We start from the raw sequence: 22109 nt of genomic DNA, 5'->3' as shown, positions 1-22109 counted from the left end.
GCGGGCCGTCAGTGCGCGCCCACCGCCGTGATCTTGACGACCGCGCGGCCCTCCTCGTCGGAGCCGTACAGGTCGACCTCGGCGGAGATGCCCCAGTCGTGGTCGCCGTTCGGGTCGTCGAAGATCTGCCGGACCCGCCACAGGCCCTCGTCCTCGACCTCCTCGATCAGCAGCATCTTCGGGCCGCGCGCGTTCGGGCCGGTGAACAGGTCGTCGTACTCCTCCCAGTACCCGTCCATCGCGTCGGCCCAGCGGTCCGCGTCCCAGCCGTCCTCGCCGTCGAGTTCCGCGAGCGAGTCGTAGTGCTCCAGCGCGCACAGCTCGACCCGGCGGAACAGCTCGTTGCGGACCAGCACCCGGAACGCGCGGGAGTTCGCGGTGACCGGTGCCGGCTTGTCGTCGAGGCGGACCTCGCCCGCCTCCGGCTCGGTCGGGTTGGCCAGCGCCTCCCACTCGTCCAGCAGTGAGGAGTCGACCTGGCGGACCAGCTCGCCCAGCCAGGCGATGACGTCCTTCAGGTCGTCCGTCTTGATGTCGTCCGGGACGGTCTGCTCCAGCGCCTTGAACGCACCCGCCAGGTACCGCAGCACGATGCCCTCGGTGCGGGCCAGCTCGTAGAAGCCCACGTAGTCCGTGAACGTCATGGCGCGCTCGTACAGGTCGCGGACCACCGACTTCGGCCGCAGCGGGTGGTCGCCGATCCACGGGTGCGCCCGGCGGTACACGTCGTAGGCGTGGCCGAGCTGCTCCTCCAGCGGCTTCGGGTACGTGATCTCCTGGAGCCGGTTCATCCGCTCCTCGTACTCGATGCCGTCGCGCTTCATCTCCGCCACGGCCTCGCCGCGCGCCTTGTTCTCCTGCGAGGCGAGGATCTGCCGCGGGTCGTCCAGGGTCGCCTCGACGACCGAGACCACGTCCAGCGCGTACGACGGCGACTCCGGGTCCAGCAGCTCGAACGCGGCCAGCGCGAACGTGGACAGCGGCTGGTTCAGCGCGAAGTTCTCCTGCAGGTCCAGCGTCAGGCGCACCGTGCGGCCCTCGGAGTCCGGCTCGTCCAGCTGCTCCACCACGCCGCCCTGCAGCAGCGAGCGGAAGATGGCGATCGCGGTCCGGATGTGGCGGCGCTGCGCCGGGCGGTCCTCGTGGTTGTCGGTGAGCAGCTTGCGCATCGCCTCGAACGCGTTGCCCGGGCGGCCGATCACCGACAGCAGCATGGCGTGGCTGACCTTGAACCGGGACACCAGCGGCTCCGGGTCGGCCGCGATCAGCCGCTCGAAGGTCTCCTCGGTCCAGGAGACGAACCCGTCCGGGGCCTTCTTCCGGACGACCTTCTTGCGCTTCTTCGGGTCGTCGCCGGCCTTCGCCAGCGCCCGGTCGTTCTCCACCACGTGCTCCGGCGCCTGCGCCACCACCTGGCCGACGGTGTCGAAGCCGGCCCGGCCCGCCCGCCCGGCGATCTGGTGGAACTCGCGGGCCCGCAGGATCCGCACCCGCTGGCCGTCGTACTTGGACAGCGCGGTGAACAGCACCGTGCGGATCGGCACGTTGACGCCGACGCCGAGCGTGTCGGTGCCGCAGATGACCTTCAGCAGACCGGCCTGCGCGAGGCGCTCCACCAGGCGGCGGTACTTCGGCAGCATGCCCGCGTGGTGCACGCCGATGCCGTGCCGCACGTAACGGGACAGGTTGCGGCCGAACTTGGTGGTGAAGCGGAAGTTGCCGATCAGCTCGGCGATGGCGTCCTTCTCCTGCTTCGAGCACATGTTGATGCTCATCAGCGACTGCGCCCGCTCCACCGCCTCCTTCTGCGTGAAGTGCACGACGTACACCGGCGCCTGACCGGTGTTCAGCAGCTCCTCCAGCGTGTCGTGCAGGCTGGTGCGGCGGTACTCGTAGAACAGCGGGACCGGGCGGGTCGCCGAACGGACCACGGTGGTCGGACGGCCGGTGCGACGGGTCAGGTCCTCCTCGAAGCGGCGGACGTCGCCGAGGGTCGCCGACATCAGCAGGAACTGCGCCTGCGGGAGTTCGAGCAGCGGGATCTGCCAGGCCCAGCCGCGGTCCGGCTCGGCATAGAAGTGGAACTCGTCCATCACGACCTGGCCGATGTCGGCGCGCGGGCCGTCGTGCAGCGCGATCTGCGCCAGCACCTCGGCGGTGCAGCAGATGATCGGCGCGGTCGGGTTCACCGAGGCGTCGCCGGTCATCATGCCGACCTGCTCGGTGCCGAAGATCTTGCACAGGTCGAAGAACTTCTCCGACACCAGCGCCTTGATCGGCGCGGTGTAGAACGTCCGCTTGCCCTCGGCCAGCGCGGCGAAGTGGGCACCCGCCGCGACCAGGGACTTCCCGGAGCCGGTCGGCGTCGCCAGGATCACGTTGTTCCCGGAGACCAGCTCGATCAGCGCCTCCTCCTGGGCGGGGTAGAGAGTGATGCCGCGCTCCGACGCCCACTCGGCGAAGGTCTCGAACAGCGAGTCGGGCGTGGCGGGTTTCGGCATCAGGTCCAGGAGGGTCACCCCGCTATCTTGCCCGTCCGGCATGACCATGGGCAAAGCTCGGGCCCGCACGGTCCGCCCGAGCCGCCGCCGGGCCGTCCCGGTGGTTTCTCCGTGCGGTCGACTCGTCACCGTGCGTCAGGGGAATGATCGTCGGCACCCGTTCCCGGAAGCGTCGGGGACGCGACGACGGAAGGACACCCGTGCGCAAGCGCACCGCCGGCCTCGCCCTGGCCGCCGCCGCCCTGCTGGCGGCGGCGGGCCCGGCCGCGGCGTTCACCGAGACCGTGGCGGCGACCGGCGCCCCGAGCGGGGTGGTCGCGATCTGCCCGGACGGCATCACCCCCACCGACGTCCGCGTGACGAACGGCGACGGCACCCCGCTCGGGCCCGACCAGCGCGTGCGCACCACGGCCGTCGGCTCCACCGGCGTCGGCGCGTGGATCGCCCCCTACCAGGGCTCCCCGCCGCCGCCCGCCGCCATCCGCCTGACCGTCACCTGCACCGACGGGAGCTGACGCCCGCTCGACGGCGGCGGGCACCGCCTCGGGGGCGGTTGCCTCTCGGGTTCAGGGGCAGGTGACGACCTGGCCGGCCCAGGACAGGCCGCCGCCGAAAGCGAACAGCAACACCCGGGCGCCGGACGGCAGTTCGCCGCGCTCCACCAGCTTCGCCAGCGCCAGCGGGACGGACGCCGCCGAGGTGTTCCCGGAGTCCACCACGTCCCGGGCGATCACCGCGTCCTCGGACAGGCCGAGCTTCTGCACCAGCGACTCGATGATCCGCAGGTTCGCCTGGTGCGTCACCACCCCGTCCAGCTCCGCCGGGCTCAACCCCGCCGCCCGGCACGCCTGCTCGGCCAGTGCCGGCAGCTCCGTGGTCGCCCAGCGGAACACCGCCTGCCCGTCCTGCTCGAACCGCGGGTGCCAGTCGCCCAGCAGCCGCACCGCGCTCGCCCGCGACGGGTCCGACCCCCACACCACCGGTCCGACGCCGGCACTGTCGCCGTCGGTCGCCGACAGCACCGCCGCGCCCGCGCCGTCGCCCAGCAGGATGCAACTGCGGCGGTCCGTCCAGTCGGTGACGTCCGACATCTTCTCCGCGCCGATCACCAGCGCGTGCCGGGCCGCGCCCGCCCGCAGCGAGTGGTCGGCGATCGAGAGCGAGGTGCAGAAACCCGCGCAGCCGTTGTTCACGTCGAACGCGACGGCGGACGGGATGCCGAGACGGGCCGCGACCTGCGCGGCGATCGACGGGCAGCGGTCCATCGCGCTGCAGGTCGCCACCGTGACCTGCCCGATCTCCGCCGGGTCCAGCCCGGACGCCGCCAGCGCCTTCGCCGCGGCGGTCGCGGCGAGGTCCGCCACCGACTCGTCCGGCGCGGCGATCCGGCGGGTGGCGATGCCCGTCCGCCGACGGATCCACTCGTCGTTGGTGTCCACCATGGTCGCCAACTCGTCATTGGTCAGCACCCTGCTGGGCTGGTGGTGGCCGAGACCGGCGATACGGACTCCGGGCATGGCAGTTCCCTTCCGCGACAGCGGCCACCGACCGCGTGCCGGGGGCAACGGCCAGGAATATAGCAACCGATCGGTCGGAAGCTAAAAGACGCCCACCATCGGAGGAGAACCGCTGGACCGGGCGCTTCGGACCCGCTCTCGGTGAAGTCGACGAACCTCGGTGGAGTTTGACCGTCGTCGGTATGTCTCACCGAGGTTCGACCGGCCGCCCCTTGCCCGGCAGTCCGCCCGTCGAACCGGTGACCCGGGCGTCGATCGCCCAACAGCTCGGTGCGGCCCGCGTCTACGACTGACCTTTCGGGAGCCGGGCCGCGCTCGGCGTCGGTCCGACCTATCCCGATGGTTCGCCGAGGGGCGGGATCACATCGAGCTGCTGAAGGAATCCGAGGACGTCCTTGTCCGACCACTTCTCGGCGAGCTTCCCGTTCTCGATGCGGTGAACCACCGTCGCCGTCATGGTGATCGGTCGCCCCGTCGCCGGGATGCCCGGCAGGTCGCCCACACACGTCCCGCGTCCCGTCAGCCGGGTCACGACCTTGTCGCCCTCCGCGATCTGGTCCTCGATCTCGTGGACGCCGGGCGTGGCCTCCCAGAACAGGCGGAACGCCTGCTTCAACCCCTCGCGACCGGGAGCGAGCCCGGGAAACGGTGGCGGCGAATGGTCCACGTAGTCCTCGGAGACCAACTCGTCCATGGCCGCCAGGTTGCCCGCGTCGATCTCCCGGTAGAACCGGCGGACCAGACTCTTGTTCTCCTCGATGGACATGGACGCCTCTCTGCCCGTTCCCTCGCGCTGCCGCAGTGGCACCCGCCGTCCCGAATCGTCACCCGCCGACTCCGCGCACCATGTCCTCGGCGCGCACGGGTGCCGGGGCCGTTCACCCGGAAGCAGCCACGGTGCGACGGGCCGACCGGGCCTCGCGCAGTCCGGTCGGCCGTTCGGCGGGCTACATCAGCACTTCGCCGCCTCCGCCGCCCGAGGGACAGACCAGGATCAGGCTGCCGAAGGAGTTGACGTGGCCGATGCAGTTGCTGAGGTCCTCCCGGACCACCTCGGCCCCCGGCGGGAAGACCTTGATCTTCGCGGTCAGCTCGAACGGCTCGACGGGGTTCTTCCGGGCCGCCGCGTGCTTCGTGATGCTCAGCAGCAGGGACCTGCCGAAGTGCTCCGGCGTGCTGAGGTCGGCCAACTCGTTCAGGAACTGCTGGTTGCGTTCGGCGTCGGTCGTCATGCGGTGCCGCCTTTCCATCTGTGGGCAAACCAACGGGCTGCGGCTTCATATCCGCCGAGCCCGCCGAACAGTCGGAAGCCCGGCGGAGAGCACCCGGCCGGCGCACACGACACATGGGCCGAACCGGGCAGTAGGATTCACGGCCGGGGTGCCGACCTGGCGCCGCCGGACCGGGCAGTGCGACCGAGAGGGGAAACGATGAGTCCGCGCAGCACTGTGGCCGAGGCGCGTCGTACCCGGTCCCGGATCATCGACCGGAGTGTGGCGTTGGCGTCGGTGGACGGCCTCGAAGGTCTCACCATCGGGCGGCTCGCCACCGATCTCGGCCTCTCCAAGGCCGGCGTGCTGGGCCACTTCGGCACCAAGGAGACGCTCCAACTCGCCACCCTGGAACGGGCGTCCACACTCTTCACCACGCTCGTCTGGGAGCCGGCCGCGGACGCCGAACCCGGTCTGCCCCGGTTGCGGGCCGTCTGCGAGAGCTGGATCGCGTACTTGGAGCACGCCCGCGAGATCTTCCCCGGCGGCTGCCTGTTCACCACCGCCGCCGTCGAGTTCGACGCCCACGACGGCCCGGTCCGCAAGAACCTGGCCCTCCTGCTGCTGGTCTGGCGCCGCCGCCTGGCCGGCGAGGTCCGCCTCGCCGTCGAGGCCGGCCACCTGCCCGCCGACACCGACCCCGAGCAGATCGTCCACGAGCTGACGGGCATCTACCTGGCCCTCAACCAGGCCCTCCAACTCCTCCGCGACCCCCTCGCCGCCACCCGCACCCGCCGGTCCCTCGACCGCGTCCTGCCGCGAGCCGCCTGACGGCTGGTCGAACCCCGGGCCGGACAGGATGCCGGGGCGTGATCGAGCGAGAGGTCGCAGTCCGGATCGTCGAGGAGCAGCTGGAGATCGACCACCGGCGCGAACCGGCGGGGAACCGGCAACGGACGGTCGTACTGGGTGCGACCGAGCACGAGCCGGTCCGGATCGTGGGCTGGTCGACCGGGGAGTTCGCACGCACCCGTGACCGGAGGCACCTGGCGGCGGGCCGTACCCGGTGGACCGCCTCGACGGGAGCCTGCACGCGATCGGCGTCGTCTCCGCCATGACCGGCGACTGGGAGGACGACCACCGTTCCCGGATCCGCGGGCTGCCGGTGCGCGCCGTGGACGACCTGCACCGCACCGTCCGGGAAGCCGCCGCCACGCAGGGGATCCTGCCCGCGGTCCGGGCCCTGCGCCGGAGCGTTCCGGTGCACCTGGAGGCCGCGCGCCACCCGCCTGACAGAATCGGCGACATGACACGCGAACTCCGGGAGATCTTCGAACAGGCGGGCTGCGAGGGCGCGTTGTGCGTCCGGCCGGTGCAGGGCGACGGCGAGATCGCGCTGAACGCCGATCGGCCGGCCGTCCAGGCCTCGGTGTTCAAGGTGCAGATCGCGCTGGAGGTGGAGACCGCGTTCGCCGACGGCCGCCTGGACGGGCGGGAGCGGGTGACGCTGGGGGCCGCCGAGCGGACGGACGGGCCGGTCGGGATGTCGCTGTTCGAGGACGAGACGGTGCTGTCCCTGCGGGACCTGGTCGTGCTGATGCTCACCATCAGCGACAACCCGGCCACCGACGTCCTGCTGGGTCGGGTCGGCGTCGACGCGGTGAACGCGACTGCGGCGCGCCTCGGACTGTCCGGCACCCTCGTCACGTCCGACCTGCGGACCATGCTCGACACCATCGGCGAGGACCTGGGCCGCGCCGACTGGGCGGACCTGCAGAGCTGGGCGGCCGGGGCCTCGGCGGCCGATCAGGTGTGGGTCGACGAGCAGCTGCCGACCGTCCGCGCCATGGACCCGTCGCGGGGGACCAGGACCACCCCGCGCGACATGGTCGCGCTGCTGCGCCTGATCTGGACGGACCGGGCGGGCCCGGCCGCCGCGTGCGCGCGGGTGCGCGGCGCGATGGCGAGGCAGCTGACCCGGCACCGGATCGGCAGCGGGTTCCGCCCGCCGGTGCGGGTCGCCGCCAAGAGCGGGAGTCTGTTCGGCGTGGTCCGCAACGAGGTCGGCGTGGTCTCCTTCCCCGACGGCCGCCAGTACGCGGCCGCGGTCTTCACCCGCTCCCGGCCCGGCTCGGACGACGCCGAGATCAGCCGGGCCATCGGCGCCGCCACCGCCCGGGCCGTCACTGCCCTGCGGGAAGTGGGGAGTTGAGGCCGGGTCAGGCGGGCGACATCACCTCGAACAGGTTGCCCGCCGGGTCGGTGAAGTAGAGGCCGCGGGCGCACAGCGGGTGGTCGGTGCGGCCGTTGTCGGGCGTGGACGGGTCGTTCCCGTACGGGGTGCCGGTGGCGCGCAGCCGGGCGAGGATGCCGTCGAAGGCGGCCGGGTCCACGTCGAACGCCAGGTGGTGGCCGGCCGGGTCGGGGACGGCGAGGAAGTCCAGCGTCAGCGTGGAGTTGACCCGGACGGGCGCGAAGTGCCGGTCGGGGCCGGTGTATTCGAGGCCCATCACGGTGGCGAAGAAGCGCGCGGCTGCCTGGTGGTCGACGGCGGGGACGATGGTGTGGTTCAGGGTGATGGTCACGGCCGGCCTTCCGGGGTGGTGGTGAGTGCGCCGTGCAGCAGGACGTCGACCAGCTCGGCCGGGCCCGGCGGATGCTCCTCGCCCGCGCCGGCGAACAGCAGGCCGAGGAGGAGCGAGGCCAGCCGGTCGGGCGGCAGGCGGAGCAACTTCCGCTCCGGCTCCATGAGTTCGGCCAACGCCTGGCGGACCGGCAGCGAGTCGGCCGCGCGTTCGGGCGCCGCGCCGGTGCGCCGGGCGCGGGCCCGGCCGTTGGTGGCGTGCAGTGCGCCGAGCAGCGACCCCAGTCGGTCCAGGTGCGCGCGCAGCACGGCGGCGGCCTCGACCAGCCGGTCGGGGAGGGGCCGCGTCAGCGGGATCGCGGCGAGCTGCTCCAGCGTCCGCTCGGGCCGCAGCGCCTCGGCGACGCAGGCGTCCAGCACGGCGTCCTTGTCGGCGAAGACCCGGAAGATCGTCCCCTCGCCGATCCCGGCGGCCCGGGCGATCTGACGGGTGGTCACCGCGCCGCCGTACTCGGCGACCAGCGGCAGCGCGGCCCGGACGATCATCCCGCGCCGCTGCTCGGCGTCCATGGACGGGGCCCGGCGCCGCTGTTCGGTCGGAGTGTCGGTCATGGCCGCCAATATCGGAGTGAGCGCTCACTCCGGTCAAGGGCTGCGACCGGCGCTGGACGGCAGGATGGTTTCGGCACCGTCGAACGGACCATTCGGGAATCGTCCGGATGCTGATTTTCCGTCATGCTCCGCGTGGCACACCGGCATTTCCCCTTCAGCTCCTAGTCTCGACGATCTACGGTGCCTCTTCCGTCGGGCCTTCGAGCGAGGAGTACGACCATGAGTCGTGTCGTCAGGGCTGCCCTGTTCCAGACCGCGTGGACAGGCGACAAGGAGTCGATGATCGCCGCGCACGAGCAGGCCGCGCGGGAGGCCGCCGCGCAGGGGGCGCGGATCATCGGGTTCCAGGAGGTGTTCAACGCGCCGTACTTCTGCCAGGTGCAGGAACCCGAGCACTACGGGTGGGCCGAGCCGGTGCCGGACGGGCCGACCGTGCAGCGGATGTGCGCGCTGGCGCGGGAGCTCGGGATGGTGATGGTGGTGCCCGTCTACGAGATCGAGCAGGCCGGGTTCTACTACAACACGGCCGCCGTGATCGACGCCGACGGCAGCTTCCTCGGGAAGTACCGCAAGCACCACATCCCGCAGGTGCACGGATTCTGGGAGAAGTACTACTTCAAGCCCGGGAATCTGGGCTGGCCGGTGTTCGACACGGCGGTCGGAAAGGTCGGCGTGAACATCTGCTACGACCGGCACTTCCCGGAGGGCTGGCGGGCGCTCGGGCTCGCGGGGGCGGAGATCGTCTACAACCCGTCGGCGACCAGCCGAGGCCTCTCCGCGTACCTGTGGCAGCTGGAGCAGCCCGCCGCGGCCGTCGCGAACGAGTACTTCGTGGCGGCGATCAACCGGGTCGGGGTCGAGGAGTACGGCGACAACGACTTCTACGGCAGCAGCTACTTCGTCGACCCGCGCGGCCAGTTCGTCGGCGAGGTCGCCTCCGACAAGCACGAGGAACTCGTCGTCCGGGACCTCGACCTCGACCTGATCGAGCAGGTCCGGCAGCAGTGGGCGTTCTACCGGGACCGTCGGCCGGACGCCTACGGCCCGCTGACCGAGGGCTGAGCCGCGATGACCCGGACCCTGATCACCGGCGGACTGGTCGTCACCGCCGCCGACGAGATGCCCGCCGACGTGCTGATCGAGAACGGCACCGTCGTCGCACTCGGCCTGCCCGGACGTCAACAGTGGGCGGCGGAGCGGGTGTTCGACGCCAGCGGGAAGTACGTGATCCCGGGCGGCGTGGACGCCCACACCCACATGGAGCTGCCGTTCGGCGGGACGAACGCCTCCGACACCTTCGAGACCGGCACCCGGGCCGCCGCCTGGGGCGGCACCACCACCATCGTGGACTTTGCGGTGCAGGCGAAGGGTGCTTCGTTGCGGGCGGGGCTCGATGCCTGGCACGCCAAGGCCGACGGGCGCTGCGCCATCGACTACGGCCTGCACATGATCATGTCGGACGTCAACGAGTCGACGCTGCGCGAGATGCCCGGCCTGATCGGCGAGGGCGTCACCTCGTTCAAGCTGTTCATGGCCTACCCCGGCGTCTTCTACTCCGACGACGGCCAGATCCTGCGCGCCATGCAGCAGGCGTCCGAGACCGGCGCGCTGATCATGATGCACGCGGAGAACGGCCCCGCCATCGACGTGCTGGTCGAGCAGGCGCTGGCCCGGGGCGAGAGCGATCCCCGGTACCACGGGGAGGTGCGGAAGGCGCTGCTGGAGGCCGAGGCCACCCACCGCGCGATCCAGCTCGCCCGCGTTGCCGGCTCGCCGCTGTACGTGGTGCACGTCTCCGCCCGCGAGGCGCTCGCCGAACTCGCCGCCGCCCGCGACCTGGGCCTGCCGGTGTTCGGGGAGACCTGCCCGCAGTACCTGTTCCTGTCCACCGACAACCTCGCCGAACCGGACTTCGAGGGCGCCAAGTACGTGTGCTCCACGCCGCTGCGCCCCAAGGACCACCAGGCGGCGCTCTGGCGCGGGCTGCGCACCGACGACCTCCAGGTGGTCTCCACCGACCATTGCCCGTTCTGCTTCAAGGGGCAGAAGGAGCTCGGCCGCGGCGACTTCTCGAAGATCCCCAACGGCCTGCCCGGCGTGGAGAACCGGATGGACCTGCTGCACCAGGCCGTGGTGGACGGGCACCTGACGCGCCGCCGCTGGATCGACATCGCCTGCGCCGCGCCCGCCCGGATGTTCGGCCTGTACCCGCGCAAGGGCACCCTGGCGCCCGGCGCGGACGCCGACGTGGTGATCTACGACCCGCACGCCACCCACACGCTGTCCGCCGCCACCCACCACATGAACGTCGACTACTCGGCGTACGAGGGCCGCACCGTCACCGGCCGGGTGGACACCGTGCTGTCGCGCGGCGAGGTCGTCCTCGACCGCGGCCACTACCTCGGCCGGCCCGGCCACGGGACCTTCCTGCCCCGCTCCACCTGCCAGTACCTCTGACCGCTTCCACCACCGACCCTGGGGAATTCCGCCGTGGACTTCGGACTCGTCCTGCAGACCGACCCGCCGGCCGCGAAGGTCGTCGACCTGATGCGCCGCGCCGAACACAACGGCTTCCGCTACGGCTGGACCTTCGACTCCGCCGTGCTGTGGCAGGAACCGTTCGTGATCCACAGCCGGATCCTCGAACACACCGAGCGGCTGCACGTCGGCCCGATGGTCACCAACCCCGGCACCCGCAGCTGGGAGGTGACCGCCTCCACCTTCGCCACCCTGAACGACATGTACGGCAACCGCACCGTCTGCGGCATCGGCCGCGGCGACTCCGCGATGCGGGTGGCCGGCCGGCGGCCCAACACGCTGGCGCGGCTCGGCGCCGCTGTCGACGCCATCCGCGACCTCGCCGAGGGCCGCGAGGCCGTCGTCGACGGCAGCCCGATCCGCATCCCGTGGATCAAGAACGGCCGACTGCCGGTGTGGATGGCCGCCTACGGACCCAAGGCGCTCGCCCTGACCGGCCAGAAGGCCGACGGCTTCATCCTCCAACTCGCCGACCCCTACCTCACCGAGTGGATGGTCAAGGCCGTCCGCCGCGCCGCCGAGGAGGCCGGCCGCGACCCCGCCTCGATCACCGTCTGCGTCGCCGCGCCCGCCTACGTCGGCGACGACCTCGACCACGCCCGCGAACAGTGCCGCTGGTTCGGCGGCATGGTCGGCAACCACGTCGCCGACCTGGTCGCACGGTACGGCGAACACTCGGGCGCCGTCCCCGAGGAACTCACCGCCTACATCAAGAACCGGCACGGCTACGACTACAGCCACCACGGCCGGGCCGGAAACCCCTCCACCGACTTCGTCCCCGACGCCGTCGTGGACCGGTTCTGCCTGCTCGGCCCCGTCCAGGCACACCTCGAAAAGCTCAACACCCTGCGGGAGTTGGGCGTCGACCAGTTCGCGATCTACGCGATGCACGACGCCCGCGAAGCCGTCATCGACGCCTACGGGACGCACATCATCCCGGCGCTGACCGCGTGAACCGGCGGACCTTCCTCGCCCTCTCCGCGCTCTCCGGCGCCGCCGGGACGGCGGGCCTGGCCGCCGGCTGCGGATCGGACGCCGAGCACCACCTCGCACCCCCGCCGCTCGACCTGTCCACCCCGCTGCGGATCCCGCCGCTGCTGCACCCCGCCCCGGAGCCCGACGGCGTCCGCCGCTACGAACTCATCATGTTCGTCGGCCAGTCCGCCCTGCTGCCGGGCAAACCCACCACCACCTGGGGCTTCAACGGCTCCTACCTCGGCCCCACGCTGCGGGCGAGCCGCGGCGACAAGGTCGCGATGACCGTCCGCAACGCCCTGCCCGAGGCCAGCACCGTCCACTGGCACGGCATGCGGCTGCCCGCCGCGATGGACGGCGGACCGCACCAACTGATCCCCGCCGGCACCCGGTGGACCCCCACCTGGACCGTCGACCAGCCTGCCGCCACCACCTGGTACCACCCCCACCCGCACGGGGCCACCTCCCAGCACGTCTACCGCGGCCTGGCCGGCCTGTTCCTGATCGACGACGGCCAGGACGCCGAACTGCCCACCGCCTACGGCACCGACGACATCCCGCTGATCCTCCAGGACAAGAAGCTCACCGACCGCGGCCAACTCGACGGCGACCCGCTCAAGGGCCCCTTCGGCATCCTCGGCGACCGCATCCTGGTCAACGGCACCTACAACCCGTGCTTCGCCGTCACCACCACCCGGGTGCGGCTGCGCCTGCTCAACGCCTCCAACGCCCGGATGTACCACCTGGCCTTCACCGACCGCCGCCGGTTCCACCTGATCGGCACGGACGGCGGACTGCTGACCGCCCCCGTCGAGACCGACACCCTCGACCTCACCCCCGGCGAACGCGCCGAGCTCCTGGTCGAGTTCGCCCCCGGCGACAACGTCGTGCTGCGCACCCTCGACCGCGGCCTCGACATCGCAACCGGCGACCTCGACCTGATCCGCTTCGTCGCCGCCGCCGACCTCCGGCCCGCGCCCGAGCCACCCGCCACCCTCCCCGGGCCCGCGCCGATCGTCCCGCCCGACGGCGCGAGAGTCCGTCACTTCACCCTCAGCGGGCGGGACAGCATCAACGGCCGGCCGATGGACATGGGCCGGATCGACGAGGTCGTCCCCGTCAACGCCGTCGAGATCTGGGAGATCGAGAACAGCACCGGCACCTCCCACAACTTCCACATCCACGAAGTCGCCTTCCAGGTCCTCGACGCCGCCGACCGCCCCACCGGCGGCCACAAGGACACCGTCTTCACCCCCGCCCACACCACCGTCCGCCTGGCCGTCCGGTTCGGCTCCTTCGACGACCCCGTCGAGCCGTACATGTACCACTGCCACCTCCTGCGCCACGAGGACGCCGGAATGATGGGCCAGTTCGTCACCGTCACCCCGGGGACGGAGCACGCCGTGCCACGCAGCTACGCGGGCGTCGGCCACGCGCACTGACCGCCGAGGGCGGGTGTCGGCGGCGGCTGCGAGCATGCCCGGATGGAACAGACGATCAGTTACCTGCGCGGGGACGCCACCGCGCCGCAGGGCAAGGGCGTGCGGATCGTCGCGCACGTCTGCAACGACCTCGGCGGTTGGGGCAGGGGCTTCGTGCTCGCGCTGTCCCGCCGGTGGCCCGAACCCGAGGCCGCGTACCGGCGCTGGCACCGCGAGCGGGCCGGCAACGACTTCGGGCTCGGCGCCGTCCAGCTGGTGCAGGTCGAGCCGTACCTGTGGGTGGCCAACATGGTCGGCCAACGCGGCATCAGGACCGGCCGTTCCACCGGCGTCCCGGTCCGCTACGAGGCCGTCGACACCGCCCTCGCCACCCTCGGTGGCCACGCCCGCCGCCTCGGCGCCTCCGTCCACATGCCGCGGATCGGGTGCGGGCTGGCGGGCGGCCACTGGGAGCGCATCGAGCCGCTGGTGACGGCCCGGCTCACCGCGCGCGGTACGCCCGTGACGGTCTACGACCAGTGACGTGTCATCAGCTCAACGTCTGTGATGGGGAGTTGACCGGATGTCGGCGGCCTGCCTAGATTGTCTTTGCTTGCAAACATAATCGGGAGCGGGGGAGAGGCTCGGCCATGGCCAACGAGTTCAACCAGCGAGTCATCGAGGAATTCCGGGCACGGGGCGGACACGTCGAGGGCTTCCCCGCGATCCTGCTGCTCACCACCGCCGGCCGACGCACCGGGCAGCCCCGCACCACGCCGCTCGCCTACCACCAGGACGGCAGCCGCTACCTGGTGTTCGGCTCCAACGCGGGCGCCGTCGACCACCCCCAGTGGTACCGCAACCTGGTCGCCGCCGGCGGCGGCACCGTCGAACTCCCCGACGGCGAGGGCGGCGTGACCACCCTCTCGGTCCGGCCGGTCGAGCTCGACCCCGCCGAACGCGACCGCCAGTACGCCGAACAGGCCCGCCGCGTACCGTCGTTCGCCGACTACGCCGCCCGCACCGACCGCACCATCCCGGTCCTCGCGCTGCACCCGCTCGACCTGTCCGTCGACCCCGCGCTCGCCGCCCGGGTGGTCGGCCAACTCCAGCTCCACCACGAGGACCTGCGCCGCCAACTCGCCGACCTGCGCACCCGGCTGGACCAGGCCGGTCCCGTCCCCGGGCCCGACCTCGCCGCCCAACTGCGGGAGAAATGCCTGCAGTTCTGCTACGGCCTCGGCCTGCACCACACCCGCGAGGACGGCGCGTTCACCGCCTTCGAACGACAGTACCCCCAGCTGATCCCTGCCCTCGCCCGGCTGCGCGCCGAACACCGTACCGTCGCCGAAGCGCTCACCCGCTTCGAGGACCGCCTCGCCGCACCCGACACCGACCCCGCCGAGCTGCGCGCCGAACTCGACCGGCTCACCGACGGGCTGGAGGCCCACTTCGTGTACGAGGAGACCCATCTGCTCCCGCCGTCCGCCCCGCACCCACCGCGCTGACCGGCCCGTCCGGTACGGTGAGGTCCGGCGGCCAGGAATCGGACAGCGCGGAGGAGACCGGATGGCCCACGCGGAGTCCGAGCACCAGCCGGACGGCGGCCTCACCGCACCGGACGCCGTCCGGGCCATGCTGCTGCTGATGCCCCGGGTCGCGGCGCGGGTCAAGCGGATCGCCGTCCCCGACGCGCTGGCCGGCTTCCAACTCGCGCCCCGGCACCTGTCGTTGCTCTCCTACCTGGTCTACGACGGCCCGATGCCGGTCGGCGCGCTGGCCGCCCGCCTCGAAGTCGCCCCCACCACCGTCAGCCTGATGGTCGGCGACCTCACCCGTCAGGGCGTCCTGGAGCGCCGCCCCGACCCCGAGGACCGCCGCCGCACCATCGTCTCCCTCACCTCCGACCCCGCCACCCGCACCGCCGTCGAGCACTGGCTCGCCAACGGCGCGGCCGCCTGGCAGGCCGCGTTCGCCCCGCTCACCCCGGCCGAACGGGCGGTGTTCGTCCGGACGATGACCGCCTACGAGCAGGGCGCGAGCGGAGCCTGAGGCCCCGTCGCCGGCGGCGGCCACGGGCCGGCCAACAGGTGGACGGCCTCGGTGACGATCGCGCGGGCCGGGTCGGTCCGGTCGAGCGCGTCCGGGGAGAGCCGCTCCGGGGAGAGATCGACCAGCGGCCGAAGCGACTCCGGGCGGTCCAGGAGGGCCCAGCCGCCGTGGGCGACCACGCCCGCGCCGGTCGGGGCGCGCAGCCCGCCGTCCACGATCAGGCGCAGCCACCAGCGGACGAGCTCCCAGTGGGCACGCTCGAACGGCAGGTCGGTGTCGTCGGCGGGCAGGGAGTCGGCGAGGCCGAGCTCCGCCAGTACCTGTTCGAAGAGGCCCACCGCGGACCCGTGGTCCGTGAGCCCGGCCAGCAGCGGCAGCGAGGGTGCGTCGACGCCGAGCGCGTCCGCCATCAGACCCGCGGTGATCAGCTGTTCGTCGTCCACCTGACGGCCCACCAGCCGCTCCAGCGCCGGCATCCGCAGGTACTCCACCGCCTCGGCCGCGGTGGTCGCCGTCGGATCGTGCGGGGTGGTGAACGCGCCCTCCGGATCGACCGCCACGAAGCACGACCAGAACGGGACGGTGAACACGGGCCGCGCGTCGCGGCGGCCGGGCGTGCCGGTGACCGCGATCCGCAGCCAGTCGACCAGGTCGTGGCCGTACTCGATGATGTCGGTCTGATGCACCGACAGCACCGGATGCCCCGGCCCGAACGGCGCCGGCGGCAGGTAGCGGTGACCGCGCAGCGGCACCAACTGCGGCACGGACGCCAGCGCGGCCCGGGCGACCCGCTCCCGCTCCGTCACGTCCTCGGGCCGCGACCCCCAGCTCGGGTACCAGAACCCGTTCCCACGCACGTCGAACAGCACGCCTTCGACCGGCCGGGCGAGTCACTCGCGCAGCCGCTCCGGATCGCCGTACCGCCAGTCCGGCCAGCTGGGCCCGGTCGGCAGGCCCGCCGCCAGGAACGCCCGGTGGTCGGCTGCGAAACGGAAGCCGAACCGGGCTTCCACCGCGTCCAGTTCGCGCTCCGTCAGCCCCGACGCGACGTCCCGCAGCCGACGCTGCCACACCCGGGCCGCCTCGCTGCTCGGCGGTGCCACCACCGCGGACCCCTCTCCTCGACCATCCCCACCGTACCCACCCCGACCAGTGGTTCTCCCGGTCGGGGCGGGCACGGGCGGACGGTCTAGTCGTGCACGCGGCCCTGCAGGGTCTTCGACAACTCGGCGACGCAGGCGGCGAGCTGGGTGGTCGTCAACTGGTTCGGATCGGCGCCGCAGCCGGACGCGGGCTGACCGGTCGGTGGGCCGGTGGGCCGGTCGGTCGGTCGGCCGGACGGCTGGGGTTGCGGCTGGCCGCCCGGCGGTGTGATCGGGCCGGTCAGGGAGACCAGGTTGGGGGTGACCGTCGCGTCGCCGGACAGGTCGATGTAGTCCTGGGTCTGACCGTTGAAGTCGACGAAGCCGCGCCACATGTCGCGGCCGAACGGGACGAGCTCCTGGAGGGCGCCGCCCTGGCCGGCGCTGATGGCGATGGAGGTCTGCTGGGCCATGTAGGAGACCATCCGGCTGGCCAGCACGTCCAGGTTCACCGCGGGGGCGTCGTCGCTGCGCACGTACACGTGCAGGTCGTTGAGGCCGCCGCCGGCCCGGTCGGCCTGCAGCACGGCGAACGCCACCACCAGTTGGGAGGAGCTCTCCCGGGGCACCAGCGGCGTCACGTAGTACAGGTGGCCGTCGGCCTTCGACCGGAGCAGGAACTCACCGGGGTTGGTCGCGTTGGTGGCCGCCGAGGTGTGCGCGAAGCCGAAGCCCTGGTCGTCCTTCGCGCCGCGACCGCCCAGCCACTGCACCTCGTGGATCTGCGAACGCACCACCGAGGCCGGGTACACCGCCCCGGGCAGCTCACCCGGGTCGACCTGGGCCCGGTACGTCACGTCCGGCTTCCCGTTCGGCGAACCGCGCAGCACCAGCACCCCGGCCGGGGCCAGCACGGTGCGCTGCTTCCAGGCGGTCTGCCGGGCCACCGAGATCACCACCACGGGCTGTGCGGTGCGCGGGTCGGGGCCGTCGCAGTAACCCCAGATGTCCTGCTCGCTGTAGACCAGACCGGGGAAGCGCTCGGCCAGCAGGTTGCGCAGGCTGACCGCGCCCGTCCCGCCGAACGCCCGGTCGAACGCGTGGTCGCCGCGGAACGCGCAACTGGCCACCGAGTTCGACCGGCCGTCCCAGACCGCGACGCCCTCCATCGGCTGCTCACCGGAGCCGTCCAGCACCGCCGTCCACGCGCCGCCACCCGCCGTGCCCGGCAGGTAGTGCAGGCTGTGCCCCATCAGGTGGATGCCCGAGGACAGGCCCGCGCTGTCGGTGAGGGCCTTGGTCGCCGCCGCGTACGAGGCGGTGCGCGCCTCGAAGTCGAAGTCCGGCATCGATGCGGTCTTCACGCAGGCCGGCATGTCCGACGTGCCCACCAGGTCGCACCGGGCGCCGTCACCGGGGCGACTGCGCTCCGTCACCGGCAGCACCGAACGCGGCGCGCCCGCGCCGCCCGCCGGCACGTCCAGGATCGTCGCCGCCGCGTAGAACCGCCCCGCGTCCTTGTCGTCGTCCCACATGCCCGTCCCGGCGCGCACCAGCGAACCGGCCAGCGCCAGCACCACCACCGAGACGGCGATCCGCGCCCGCCACCCGCCGAAGCCCACGCCCGTCTCGTCCACGGCGTACACCACCGCCCAGACCGTGCCGCACAACCCCACCGCGACCCAGAACCAGAACAACGGCGCGGCATCCACCAACCCGCCGTGCGGCAGGAACTCCCGCCTCAACCACAGCCGGTAACTCTGATCCTGCTGCCCGAACCCCCCGAACACCGCATGCTTCACCACCCACACCAGCCCGGCGAGCAGCGGCATCCACAGCCACCACACCGCCAGCCCGAACACCCAACCCCGAACCCGACGTCCCATCGCCAGCCCCCTCCTCCGTGCCCCGGACCTTCCCCGCTCCGCCGACCGGCCAAGCCTGCCACGGGCCCCCGACACTGGAGCTCGTCGAGCCCTGAGGGGAACCGCTGGTGACGGCCCGTCAGGAAACGGGTGACCGGGCAGGTGGGAAGCGGCTGAAGTCGGTGTCGACCGGTGGGCGCGGCGCCCTCGCGGGCGATGGAAGCGATCGACGAGCGTCCTCAGGACCTGGCCGGCGGAGCCGGAAGAGGGTGAGATCCCCGTCGATATGCGCCGGGGGCCAGCCCGTGCGTGCGCTTGAACGCGTTGGCGAAGGCGAATTCGGAGGCGTAGCCCACCTGGGCGGCGATGGTTCGCAAGGGTGCTTCGGTCGCCCGGAGCAGGCGGGCCGCCGTGGTCATTCGCCACCAGGTCAGGTAGCCGAGGGGCGGTTGGCCGATCATCGAGGTGAAGCGTCTGGCGAACGCCGCCCGGGAGAGGCCCGCTTCGGCGGCGAGTTTCGCCACCGTCCAAGGGGCTGCCGGGTCGCGGTGGACGGCGTGGAGGGCGGCGGTGACCGCCGGATCGTTGAGTGCGGCGGCCCAGCCGGTGGTGCTGCCGTGGGCGGGCTGTTCGGCGAGCCAGATGCGCAGGACGTACAGCAGGAGGGTGTCCAGCAGGGCGGGGACGACGGCGGTGGCGCCCGGGCGCGGGGTGCCCACCTCGGAGGCCAGGAGCCGTACTGCGGCGTGCAGTTCGGGGTGACGGCTCGGGTCTGCGGGCAGGTGGATCAGGTCGGGCAGGGTGAGCAGCAGGGGATGGGGCCGGGACGGGTCGAGCCGGTAGGCGCCGCAGAGCACCACGGTGGCCGGACCGCCCCGGCCGAGCCGGTCGACGCTGTCGGTGGTGTGCGGCCCGGGAAGGCCGGGGTCGTCAGGGGTGCAGGCCGGCGCGGTGGCCGCTGTCGACGGGTCGTCGGCCAGGGTGTGCCCGGTGCCGTGCGGCAGGAACAGCACATCGCCCGCGCCCAGTTCGACCGGCGCCGCATCCGGCGACACCAGCCAGCAACGCCCCTCCAGGATCGCCTGGAAGCCCGCCGAACCCGGCACGGACGCGAACTGCTGCCGCCACGGGGCATGCCACCGCACGTACGCCGACCGGGGCCGCCCGGTCCGCGCCACCGTGATCACCTCGCTGAGCAGATCCACGGGGAGAGCGTAGGCGTCGAGACGAACGCGTATGAACAGGGCACCCTGGCGCATGGATCGTCTCGGCGGACGGCCCGTAGGTTCGCGGCATGAAGATGAAGTCCGCGCGAATCCACGCGTTCGGCGACGCGTCCGTGATCAGCCACGACGAGGTGTCGCGGCCCCGACCCGGCTCCGGCGAGGTGCTCGTCCGGGTCGCGGCGACGTCGTTCAACCCCACCGAGGCCGCGCTGCGCGCCGGGCTGTTGCAGGCGTTCCTGCCCGTGGAGCTGCCCTACACGCCGGGCTGGGACGTCGCCGGGACGGTTGCCGAGATCGGCCCGTGGACCAAGGGCTTCGCCGTCGGCGACCGGGTCGTCGGGCGGTTGGACGGTGCGGGCGCAGCCGCCGAATACGTGCGGGCGCCGGGTTCGCTGCTGGTCCCGGCGCCGGAGTCCGTGCCGCTCGCGCACGCGGCGGCCCTCCCCGTGGCCGGACTGACGGCCTGGCAGGCGGTGTTCGAGCACGGAAAGGTGACGGCCGACCAGCGAGTGCTGGTCAACGGCGCGGGCGGAGGGGTCGGCGGGTTCGTCACTCAGCTCGCCAAGCGCGCCGGAGCCGAGGTGATCGCCACGGCCGGCGCCCGCAGCGACCGGGTGGTGCGACGACAAGGGGCGGACCGGGTGATCGACTACACCGCCGGGCCGGTCGCCGCCGCGCTCGACGGTCCGGTGGACACCCTGCTCAACCTCGTCCCGCTGAGCCCGCACGATGCCGCCGCTCTGGCGTCGACGGTCCGGCCGGGCGGACGGATCGTCTCGATCGCCACCCCCGTGGAACCGCCTGCCGACGCCGGGGTGACGGCGATGCACATGGTCGCCCGCAACGACGTGGCGCAGCTGGCAGCGCTCGTGAAGCTCGTCGACGCGGGCGAAGTCACCCTCGACATCAGCGCCTCGTACCCGCTGGCCGAGCTCGCGGACGTCCACCGCCTCAGCGAAGCCGGGCGCATTCGGGGCAAGGTCGTCGTCGTCCCGTAGTGCCGAGGTTTCCGTTTTTGAGGTGGTCTCAATTCCTCACGGAGACTGCCGAGTTGGCGGACCGGAGCGTTCTCCGCACCACCCCGGCACCCAGTCGTTGGGTACGATCGATCCGAAGTACCTATGAGCAGTCGGGTGTGCTCCTGCGAACACTGGAGGCTCCATGCCAAAGGGCTACTGGGTCAGTGTCTACCGCACCATCAACGACCCCGAGAAGCTGGCTGCCTACAACAAGCTGGCCGGCCCGGCCGTCCGGGCCGGGGGCGGGCGGGTCCTCGCCCGCGACGGTCTGGTCGTCGCACACGACGCCGGAATCGCCGAGCGCACCATACTGATCGAGTTCGACAGCTTCGAACAGGCCGTCGCGGCCCGGGAGAGCGAGGCCTACCAGGAAGCGCTGGTCGTGCTCTCCGACGCCGTCGAGCGCGACTTCCGCATCATCGAAGGCCTCGACTGACAGCCGGCGACCTGCCCGGCGTCCGACTCCGACGGACACCGCGACGGAGAAGAAGCACCACACCGCCGGGCAGGCGCGCGACCGGAGTTGAGCGGTCGGGGGCTTCCCGGACCAGCTGCCGAAGAGCGGCGGTGCGGCTCAGTGAGTGTGGAGGACCGGCAGCCGACACTCAAGACCCACGGACTGTGCGGGAGGCCTCACTCTCGTGCCCAGCCGACCGGGGACCACCCAACCGAGTCGGCGGACTCGAACTCACAATCACCAGGCTCGCTTGAACCACGGCTACCGCAGTCAGGCCGCCGAACCGGATCCGCCCACAGCCTGGCCGTTGACCATGATCGCGGGCTCACTGCCAACCCAGCTGCTTCGACCAGTCACCCCGAACACGATAAGCCCGGCCATCACCGACCTGCTTCGTTCCACGGGCGACAACGTCCCGATGGTACGGATACTCCTCCGTCACCGCCGCCAGCAGGAACTCCAGGAAGCCGCCCTCGAACAGGTCCCACTCCCGCATCGAGTCGAACTTGGCAGCGACCGGCCACCGGTCCGGGTCCGGCCCCCGCATCAACCAGAAGAAGTGGTCGCCGCCACCATTGTTACCCCAGTTCAGAAGCCCGCCCTCGGCCGGGAACATCGGATACGGGCACTCGTCGTAGTCCCCGTCCAGGTAGGCCTGGGCCAGGGAGCCGCTGTACCCGTAGGGATCCGTCGTGCCGTAGAGGAATCCCTCGAAGCCGAGCGGCTGCCCGATGTCAGGGCTGGGCGCTTCCGACGGTGCGTAGATGTGCAGCTCGCCTCTGATGCTGACACTCCCGTACCGGTCGACGAACGCCCGGTAGTCCGCAGGAAGTTGGAAACCCATTACCTCGGGCCCAAGCTCCCACGGCACCGGGACCACACCGCCCGCAGGCGGTGGCCCGATCACCGTGCCGAGTCGGTCCAGCATCTCCTCGATCTCCACATCCGCTCCCGTCAGCCGCCTGGTCCCGCCAAAAAACTATCCGTGTCCGGTGACATCGGAGGCGATGAGGCCCAGAGGGAACGACAACCTCGCGTGAGACGGGACA

The 22109-nt window shown here is 72.0% G+C and carries 23 protein-coding genes; 12 read left to right on the top strand and 11 right to left on the bottom strand.

The genetic code is table 11. The annotated features are described in order from the left end of the window. Window positions 1-8 precede the first annotated feature (8 nt). Window positions 9-2543 (bottom strand): DEAD/DEAH box helicase, encoded by a 2535-nt coding sequence (locus tag ACI1MP_RS02110; RefSeq protein WP_380331254.1) that lies wholly within the window; start codon window positions 2541-2543, stop codon window positions 9-11. Between the two features lie 158 nt (window positions 2544-2701). Between ACI1MP_RS02110 and ACI1MP_RS02105 the strand changes: the two genes are divergently transcribed. Continuing rightward, window positions 2702-3016 (top strand): hypothetical protein, encoded by a 315-nt coding sequence (locus ACI1MP_RS02105; protein ID WP_404867530.1) that lies wholly within the window; start codon window positions 2702-2704, stop codon window positions 3014-3016. 51 nt (window positions 3017-3067) lie between these two features. On the opposite strand, the gene ACI1MP_RS02100 is transcribed toward ACI1MP_RS02105, so the two are convergent. The 3 genes from ACI1MP_RS02100 to ACI1MP_RS02090 all read right to left on the bottom strand — a co-directional run bounded on the left by ACI1MP_RS02100 (window position 3068) and on the right by ACI1MP_RS02090 (window position 5250). Next, entirely contained in the window at window positions 3068-4018 is a 951-nt protein-coding gene (locus ACI1MP_RS02100) for a beta-ketoacyl-ACP synthase III (protein WP_404867529.1), read from the bottom strand. Window positions 4019-4349: 331 nt separating this feature from the next. After that, window positions 4350-4784, bottom strand: a complete 435-nt coding sequence (locus tag ACI1MP_RS02095) for an ester cyclase (protein ID WP_189275228.1) — start codon at window positions 4782-4784, stop codon at window positions 4350-4352. A 181-nt stretch (window positions 4785-4965) separates the two neighbouring features. Next, the gene (locus tag ACI1MP_RS02090; RefSeq protein ID WP_380331246.1) at window positions 4966-5250 is read right to left on the bottom strand and encodes a hypothetical protein; all 285 of its coding nucleotides are present in this window, start codon (window positions 5248-5250) and stop codon (window positions 4966-4968) included. Between the two features lie 198 nt (window positions 5251-5448). On the opposite strand from ACI1MP_RS02090, the gene ACI1MP_RS02085 reads away from it, so the two are divergent. Together ACI1MP_RS02085 and ACI1MP_RS02080 are read left to right on the top strand one after the other, a co-directional pair. Continuing rightward, entirely contained in the window at window positions 5449-6060 is a 612-nt protein-coding gene (locus tag ACI1MP_RS02085; RefSeq protein WP_380331243.1) for a TetR/AcrR family transcriptional regulator, read from the top strand. Between the two features lie 235 nt (window positions 6061-6295). Beyond that, complete coding sequence (locus ACI1MP_RS02080) at window positions 6296-7441, top strand: serine hydrolase (protein WP_404867528.1); 1146 nt, start codon at window positions 6296-6298, stop codon at window positions 7439-7441. 7 nt (window positions 7442-7448) lie between these two features. Here ACI1MP_RS02080 and ACI1MP_RS02075 read toward each other — a convergent pair whose 3' ends face one another. Together ACI1MP_RS02075 and ACI1MP_RS02070 are read right to left on the bottom strand one after the other, a co-directional pair. Then, a complete protein-coding gene (locus ACI1MP_RS02075; protein ID WP_100584340.1) occupies window positions 7449-7814 on the bottom strand; it encodes a VOC family protein in 366 nt (121 codons plus the stop codon). Further along, entirely contained in the window at window positions 7811-8425 is a 615-nt protein-coding gene (locus ACI1MP_RS02070; RefSeq protein WP_404867527.1) for a TetR/AcrR family transcriptional regulator, read from the bottom strand. The genes ACI1MP_RS02075 and ACI1MP_RS02070 overlap by 4 nt, the downstream gene beginning before the upstream one ends. Window positions 8426-8644: 219 nt before the next feature. Here ACI1MP_RS02070 and ACI1MP_RS02065 point away from each other — a divergent pair, with 219 nt between their 5' ends. The 7 genes from ACI1MP_RS02065 to ACI1MP_RS02035 all read left to right on the top strand — a co-directional run bounded on the left by ACI1MP_RS02065 (window position 8645) and on the right by ACI1MP_RS02035 (window position 15411). Then, window positions 8645-9487 carry a nitrilase-related carbon-nitrogen hydrolase gene (locus ACI1MP_RS02065; protein WP_404867526.1) on the top strand — a complete coding sequence of 281 codons (843 nt, stop codon included), beginning with the start codon at window positions 8645-8647 and terminating at the stop codon, window positions 9485-9487. A gap of 6 nt (window positions 9488-9493) precedes the next feature. Continuing rightward, entirely contained in the window at window positions 9494-10882 is a 1389-nt protein-coding gene (gene hydA / locus ACI1MP_RS02060; RefSeq protein WP_404867525.1) for a dihydropyrimidinase, read from the top strand. A gap of 33 nt (window positions 10883-10915) precedes the next feature. Beyond that, window positions 10916-11917, top strand: coding sequence for a TIGR03842 family LLM class F420-dependent oxidoreductase (locus ACI1MP_RS02055; RefSeq protein WP_404867524.1), 1002 nt, complete (start codon window positions 10916-10918; stop codon window positions 11915-11917). Then, window positions 11914-13380: a multicopper oxidase family protein gene (locus tag ACI1MP_RS02050; protein WP_404867523.1), complete on the top strand. Its 1467-nt coding sequence runs from the start codon at window positions 11914-11916 to the stop codon at window positions 13378-13380. The genes ACI1MP_RS02055 and ACI1MP_RS02050 overlap by 4 nt, the downstream gene beginning before the upstream one ends. Window positions 13381-13422: 42 nt before the next feature. Beyond that, window positions 13423-13902, top strand: coding sequence for a macro domain-containing protein (locus ACI1MP_RS02045; RefSeq protein ID WP_404867522.1), 480 nt, complete (start codon window positions 13423-13425; stop codon window positions 13900-13902). A 107-nt stretch (window positions 13903-14009) separates the two neighbouring features. Continuing rightward, a complete protein-coding gene (locus tag ACI1MP_RS02040; RefSeq protein ID WP_404867521.1) occupies window positions 14010-14867 on the top strand; it encodes a nitroreductase/quinone reductase family protein in 858 nt (285 codons plus the stop codon). Between the two features lie 61 nt (window positions 14868-14928). Next, window positions 14929-15411 carry a MarR family transcriptional regulator gene (locus ACI1MP_RS02035; protein ID WP_380331214.1) on the top strand — a complete coding sequence of 161 codons (483 nt, stop codon included), beginning with the start codon at window positions 14929-14931 and terminating at the stop codon, window positions 15409-15411. Here ACI1MP_RS02035 and ACI1MP_RS02030 read toward each other — a convergent pair. From ACI1MP_RS02030 to ACI1MP_RS02015, 4 genes are all read right to left on the bottom strand, one after another. Next, on the bottom strand, window positions 15384-16280 hold the full coding sequence (locus ACI1MP_RS02030) for a hypothetical protein (RefSeq protein WP_404867520.1): 897 nt from the start codon (window positions 16278-16280) through the stop codon (window positions 15384-15386). The two genes, ACI1MP_RS02035 and ACI1MP_RS02030, sit on opposite strands and share 28 nt — an antisense overlap. Window positions 16281-16301: 21 nt before the next feature. Continuing rightward, window positions 16302-16517 (bottom strand): hypothetical protein, encoded by a 216-nt coding sequence (locus ACI1MP_RS02025; protein ID WP_404867519.1) that lies wholly within the window; start codon window positions 16515-16517, stop codon window positions 16302-16304. An 83-nt stretch (window positions 16518-16600) separates the two neighbouring features. Next, the gene (locus tag ACI1MP_RS02020; RefSeq protein WP_404867518.1) at window positions 16601-18379 is read right to left on the bottom strand and encodes a hypothetical protein; all 1779 of its coding nucleotides are present in this window, start codon (window positions 18377-18379) and stop codon (window positions 16601-16603) included. 218 nt (window positions 18380-18597) lie between these two features. Beyond that, a complete protein-coding gene (locus ACI1MP_RS02015; protein WP_404867517.1) occupies window positions 18598-19563 on the bottom strand; it encodes an AraC family transcriptional regulator in 966 nt (321 codons plus the stop codon). A gap of 89 nt (window positions 19564-19652) precedes the next feature. On the opposite strand from ACI1MP_RS02015, the gene ACI1MP_RS02010 reads away from it, so the two are divergent. Next, the gene (locus ACI1MP_RS02010; protein WP_404867516.1) at window positions 19653-20582 is read left to right on the top strand and encodes an NADP-dependent oxidoreductase; all 930 of its coding nucleotides are present in this window, start codon (window positions 19653-19655) and stop codon (window positions 20580-20582) included. A gap of 163 nt (window positions 20583-20745) precedes the next feature. After that, window positions 20746-21039: a DUF1330 domain-containing protein gene (locus ACI1MP_RS02005; RefSeq protein WP_404867515.1), complete on the top strand. Its 294-nt coding sequence runs from the start codon at window positions 20746-20748 to the stop codon at window positions 21037-21039. A gap of 346 nt (window positions 21040-21385) precedes the next feature. Here ACI1MP_RS02005 and ACI1MP_RS02000 read toward each other — a convergent pair whose 3' ends face one another. After that, window positions 21386-22003 (bottom strand): hypothetical protein, encoded by a 618-nt coding sequence (locus tag ACI1MP_RS02000; protein WP_404867514.1) that lies wholly within the window; start codon window positions 22001-22003, stop codon window positions 21386-21388. Window positions 22004-22109: the final 106 nt, after the last annotated feature.

Source organism: Kitasatospora griseola, assembly GCF_044999035.1.
GTDB lineage: Bacteria > Actinomycetota > Actinomycetes > Streptomycetales > Streptomycetaceae > Kitasatospora > Kitasatospora griseola.
This window is presented reverse-complemented; position numbering and strand designations above follow the sequence as displayed.

Bases quoted from the DNA above. Each gene is read 5' to 3' on its own strand.
- ACI1MP_RS02005 (WP_404867515.1), top strand. From the start codon at position 20,746: ATGCCAAAGGGCTACTGGGTCAGTGTCTACCGCACCATCAACGACCCC.
- ACI1MP_RS02085 (WP_380331243.1), top strand. From the start codon at position 5,449: ATGAGTCCGCGCAGCACTGTGGCCGAGGCGCGTCGTACCCGGTCCCGG.
- hydA (WP_404867525.1), top strand. From the start codon at position 9,494: ATGACCCGGACCCTGATCACCGGCGGACTGGTCGTCACCGCCGCCGAC.
- ACI1MP_RS02010 (WP_404867516.1), top strand. From the start codon at position 19,653: ATGAAGATGAAGTCCGCGCGAATCCACGCGTTCGGCGACGCGTCCGTG.
- ACI1MP_RS02110 (WP_380331254.1), bottom strand. From the start codon at position 2,543: ATGCCGGACGGGCAAGATAGCGGGGTGACCCTCCTGGACCTGATGCCG.
- ACI1MP_RS02070 (WP_404867527.1), bottom strand. From the start codon at position 8,425: ATGACCGACACTCCGACCGAACAGCGGCGCCGGGCCCCGTCCATGGAC.
- ACI1MP_RS02045 (WP_404867522.1), top strand. From the start codon at position 13,423: ATGGAACAGACGATCAGTTACCTGCGCGGGGACGCCACCGCGCCGCAG.
- ACI1MP_RS02090 (WP_380331246.1), bottom strand. From the start codon at position 5,250: ATGACGACCGACGCCGAACGCAACCAGCAGTTCCTGAACGAGTTGGCC.
- ACI1MP_RS02095 (WP_189275228.1), bottom strand. From the start codon at position 4,784: ATGTCCATCGAGGAGAACAAGAGTCTGGTCCGCCGGTTCTACCGGGAG.
- ACI1MP_RS02065 (WP_404867526.1), top strand. From the start codon at position 8,645: ATGAGTCGTGTCGTCAGGGCTGCCCTGTTCCAGACCGCGTGGACAGGC.
- ACI1MP_RS02035 (WP_380331214.1), top strand. From the start codon at position 14,929: ATGGCCCACGCGGAGTCCGAGCACCAGCCGGACGGCGGCCTCACCGCA.
- ACI1MP_RS02100 (WP_404867529.1), bottom strand. From the start codon at position 4,018: ATGCCCGGAGTCCGTATCGCCGGTCTCGGCCACCACCAGCCCAGCAGG.
- ACI1MP_RS02040 (WP_404867521.1), top strand. From the start codon at position 14,010: ATGGCCAACGAGTTCAACCAGCGAGTCATCGAGGAATTCCGGGCACGG.
- ACI1MP_RS02020 (WP_404867518.1), bottom strand. From the start codon at position 18,379: ATGGGACGTCGGGTTCGGGGTTGGGTGTTCGGGCTGGCGGTGTGGTGG.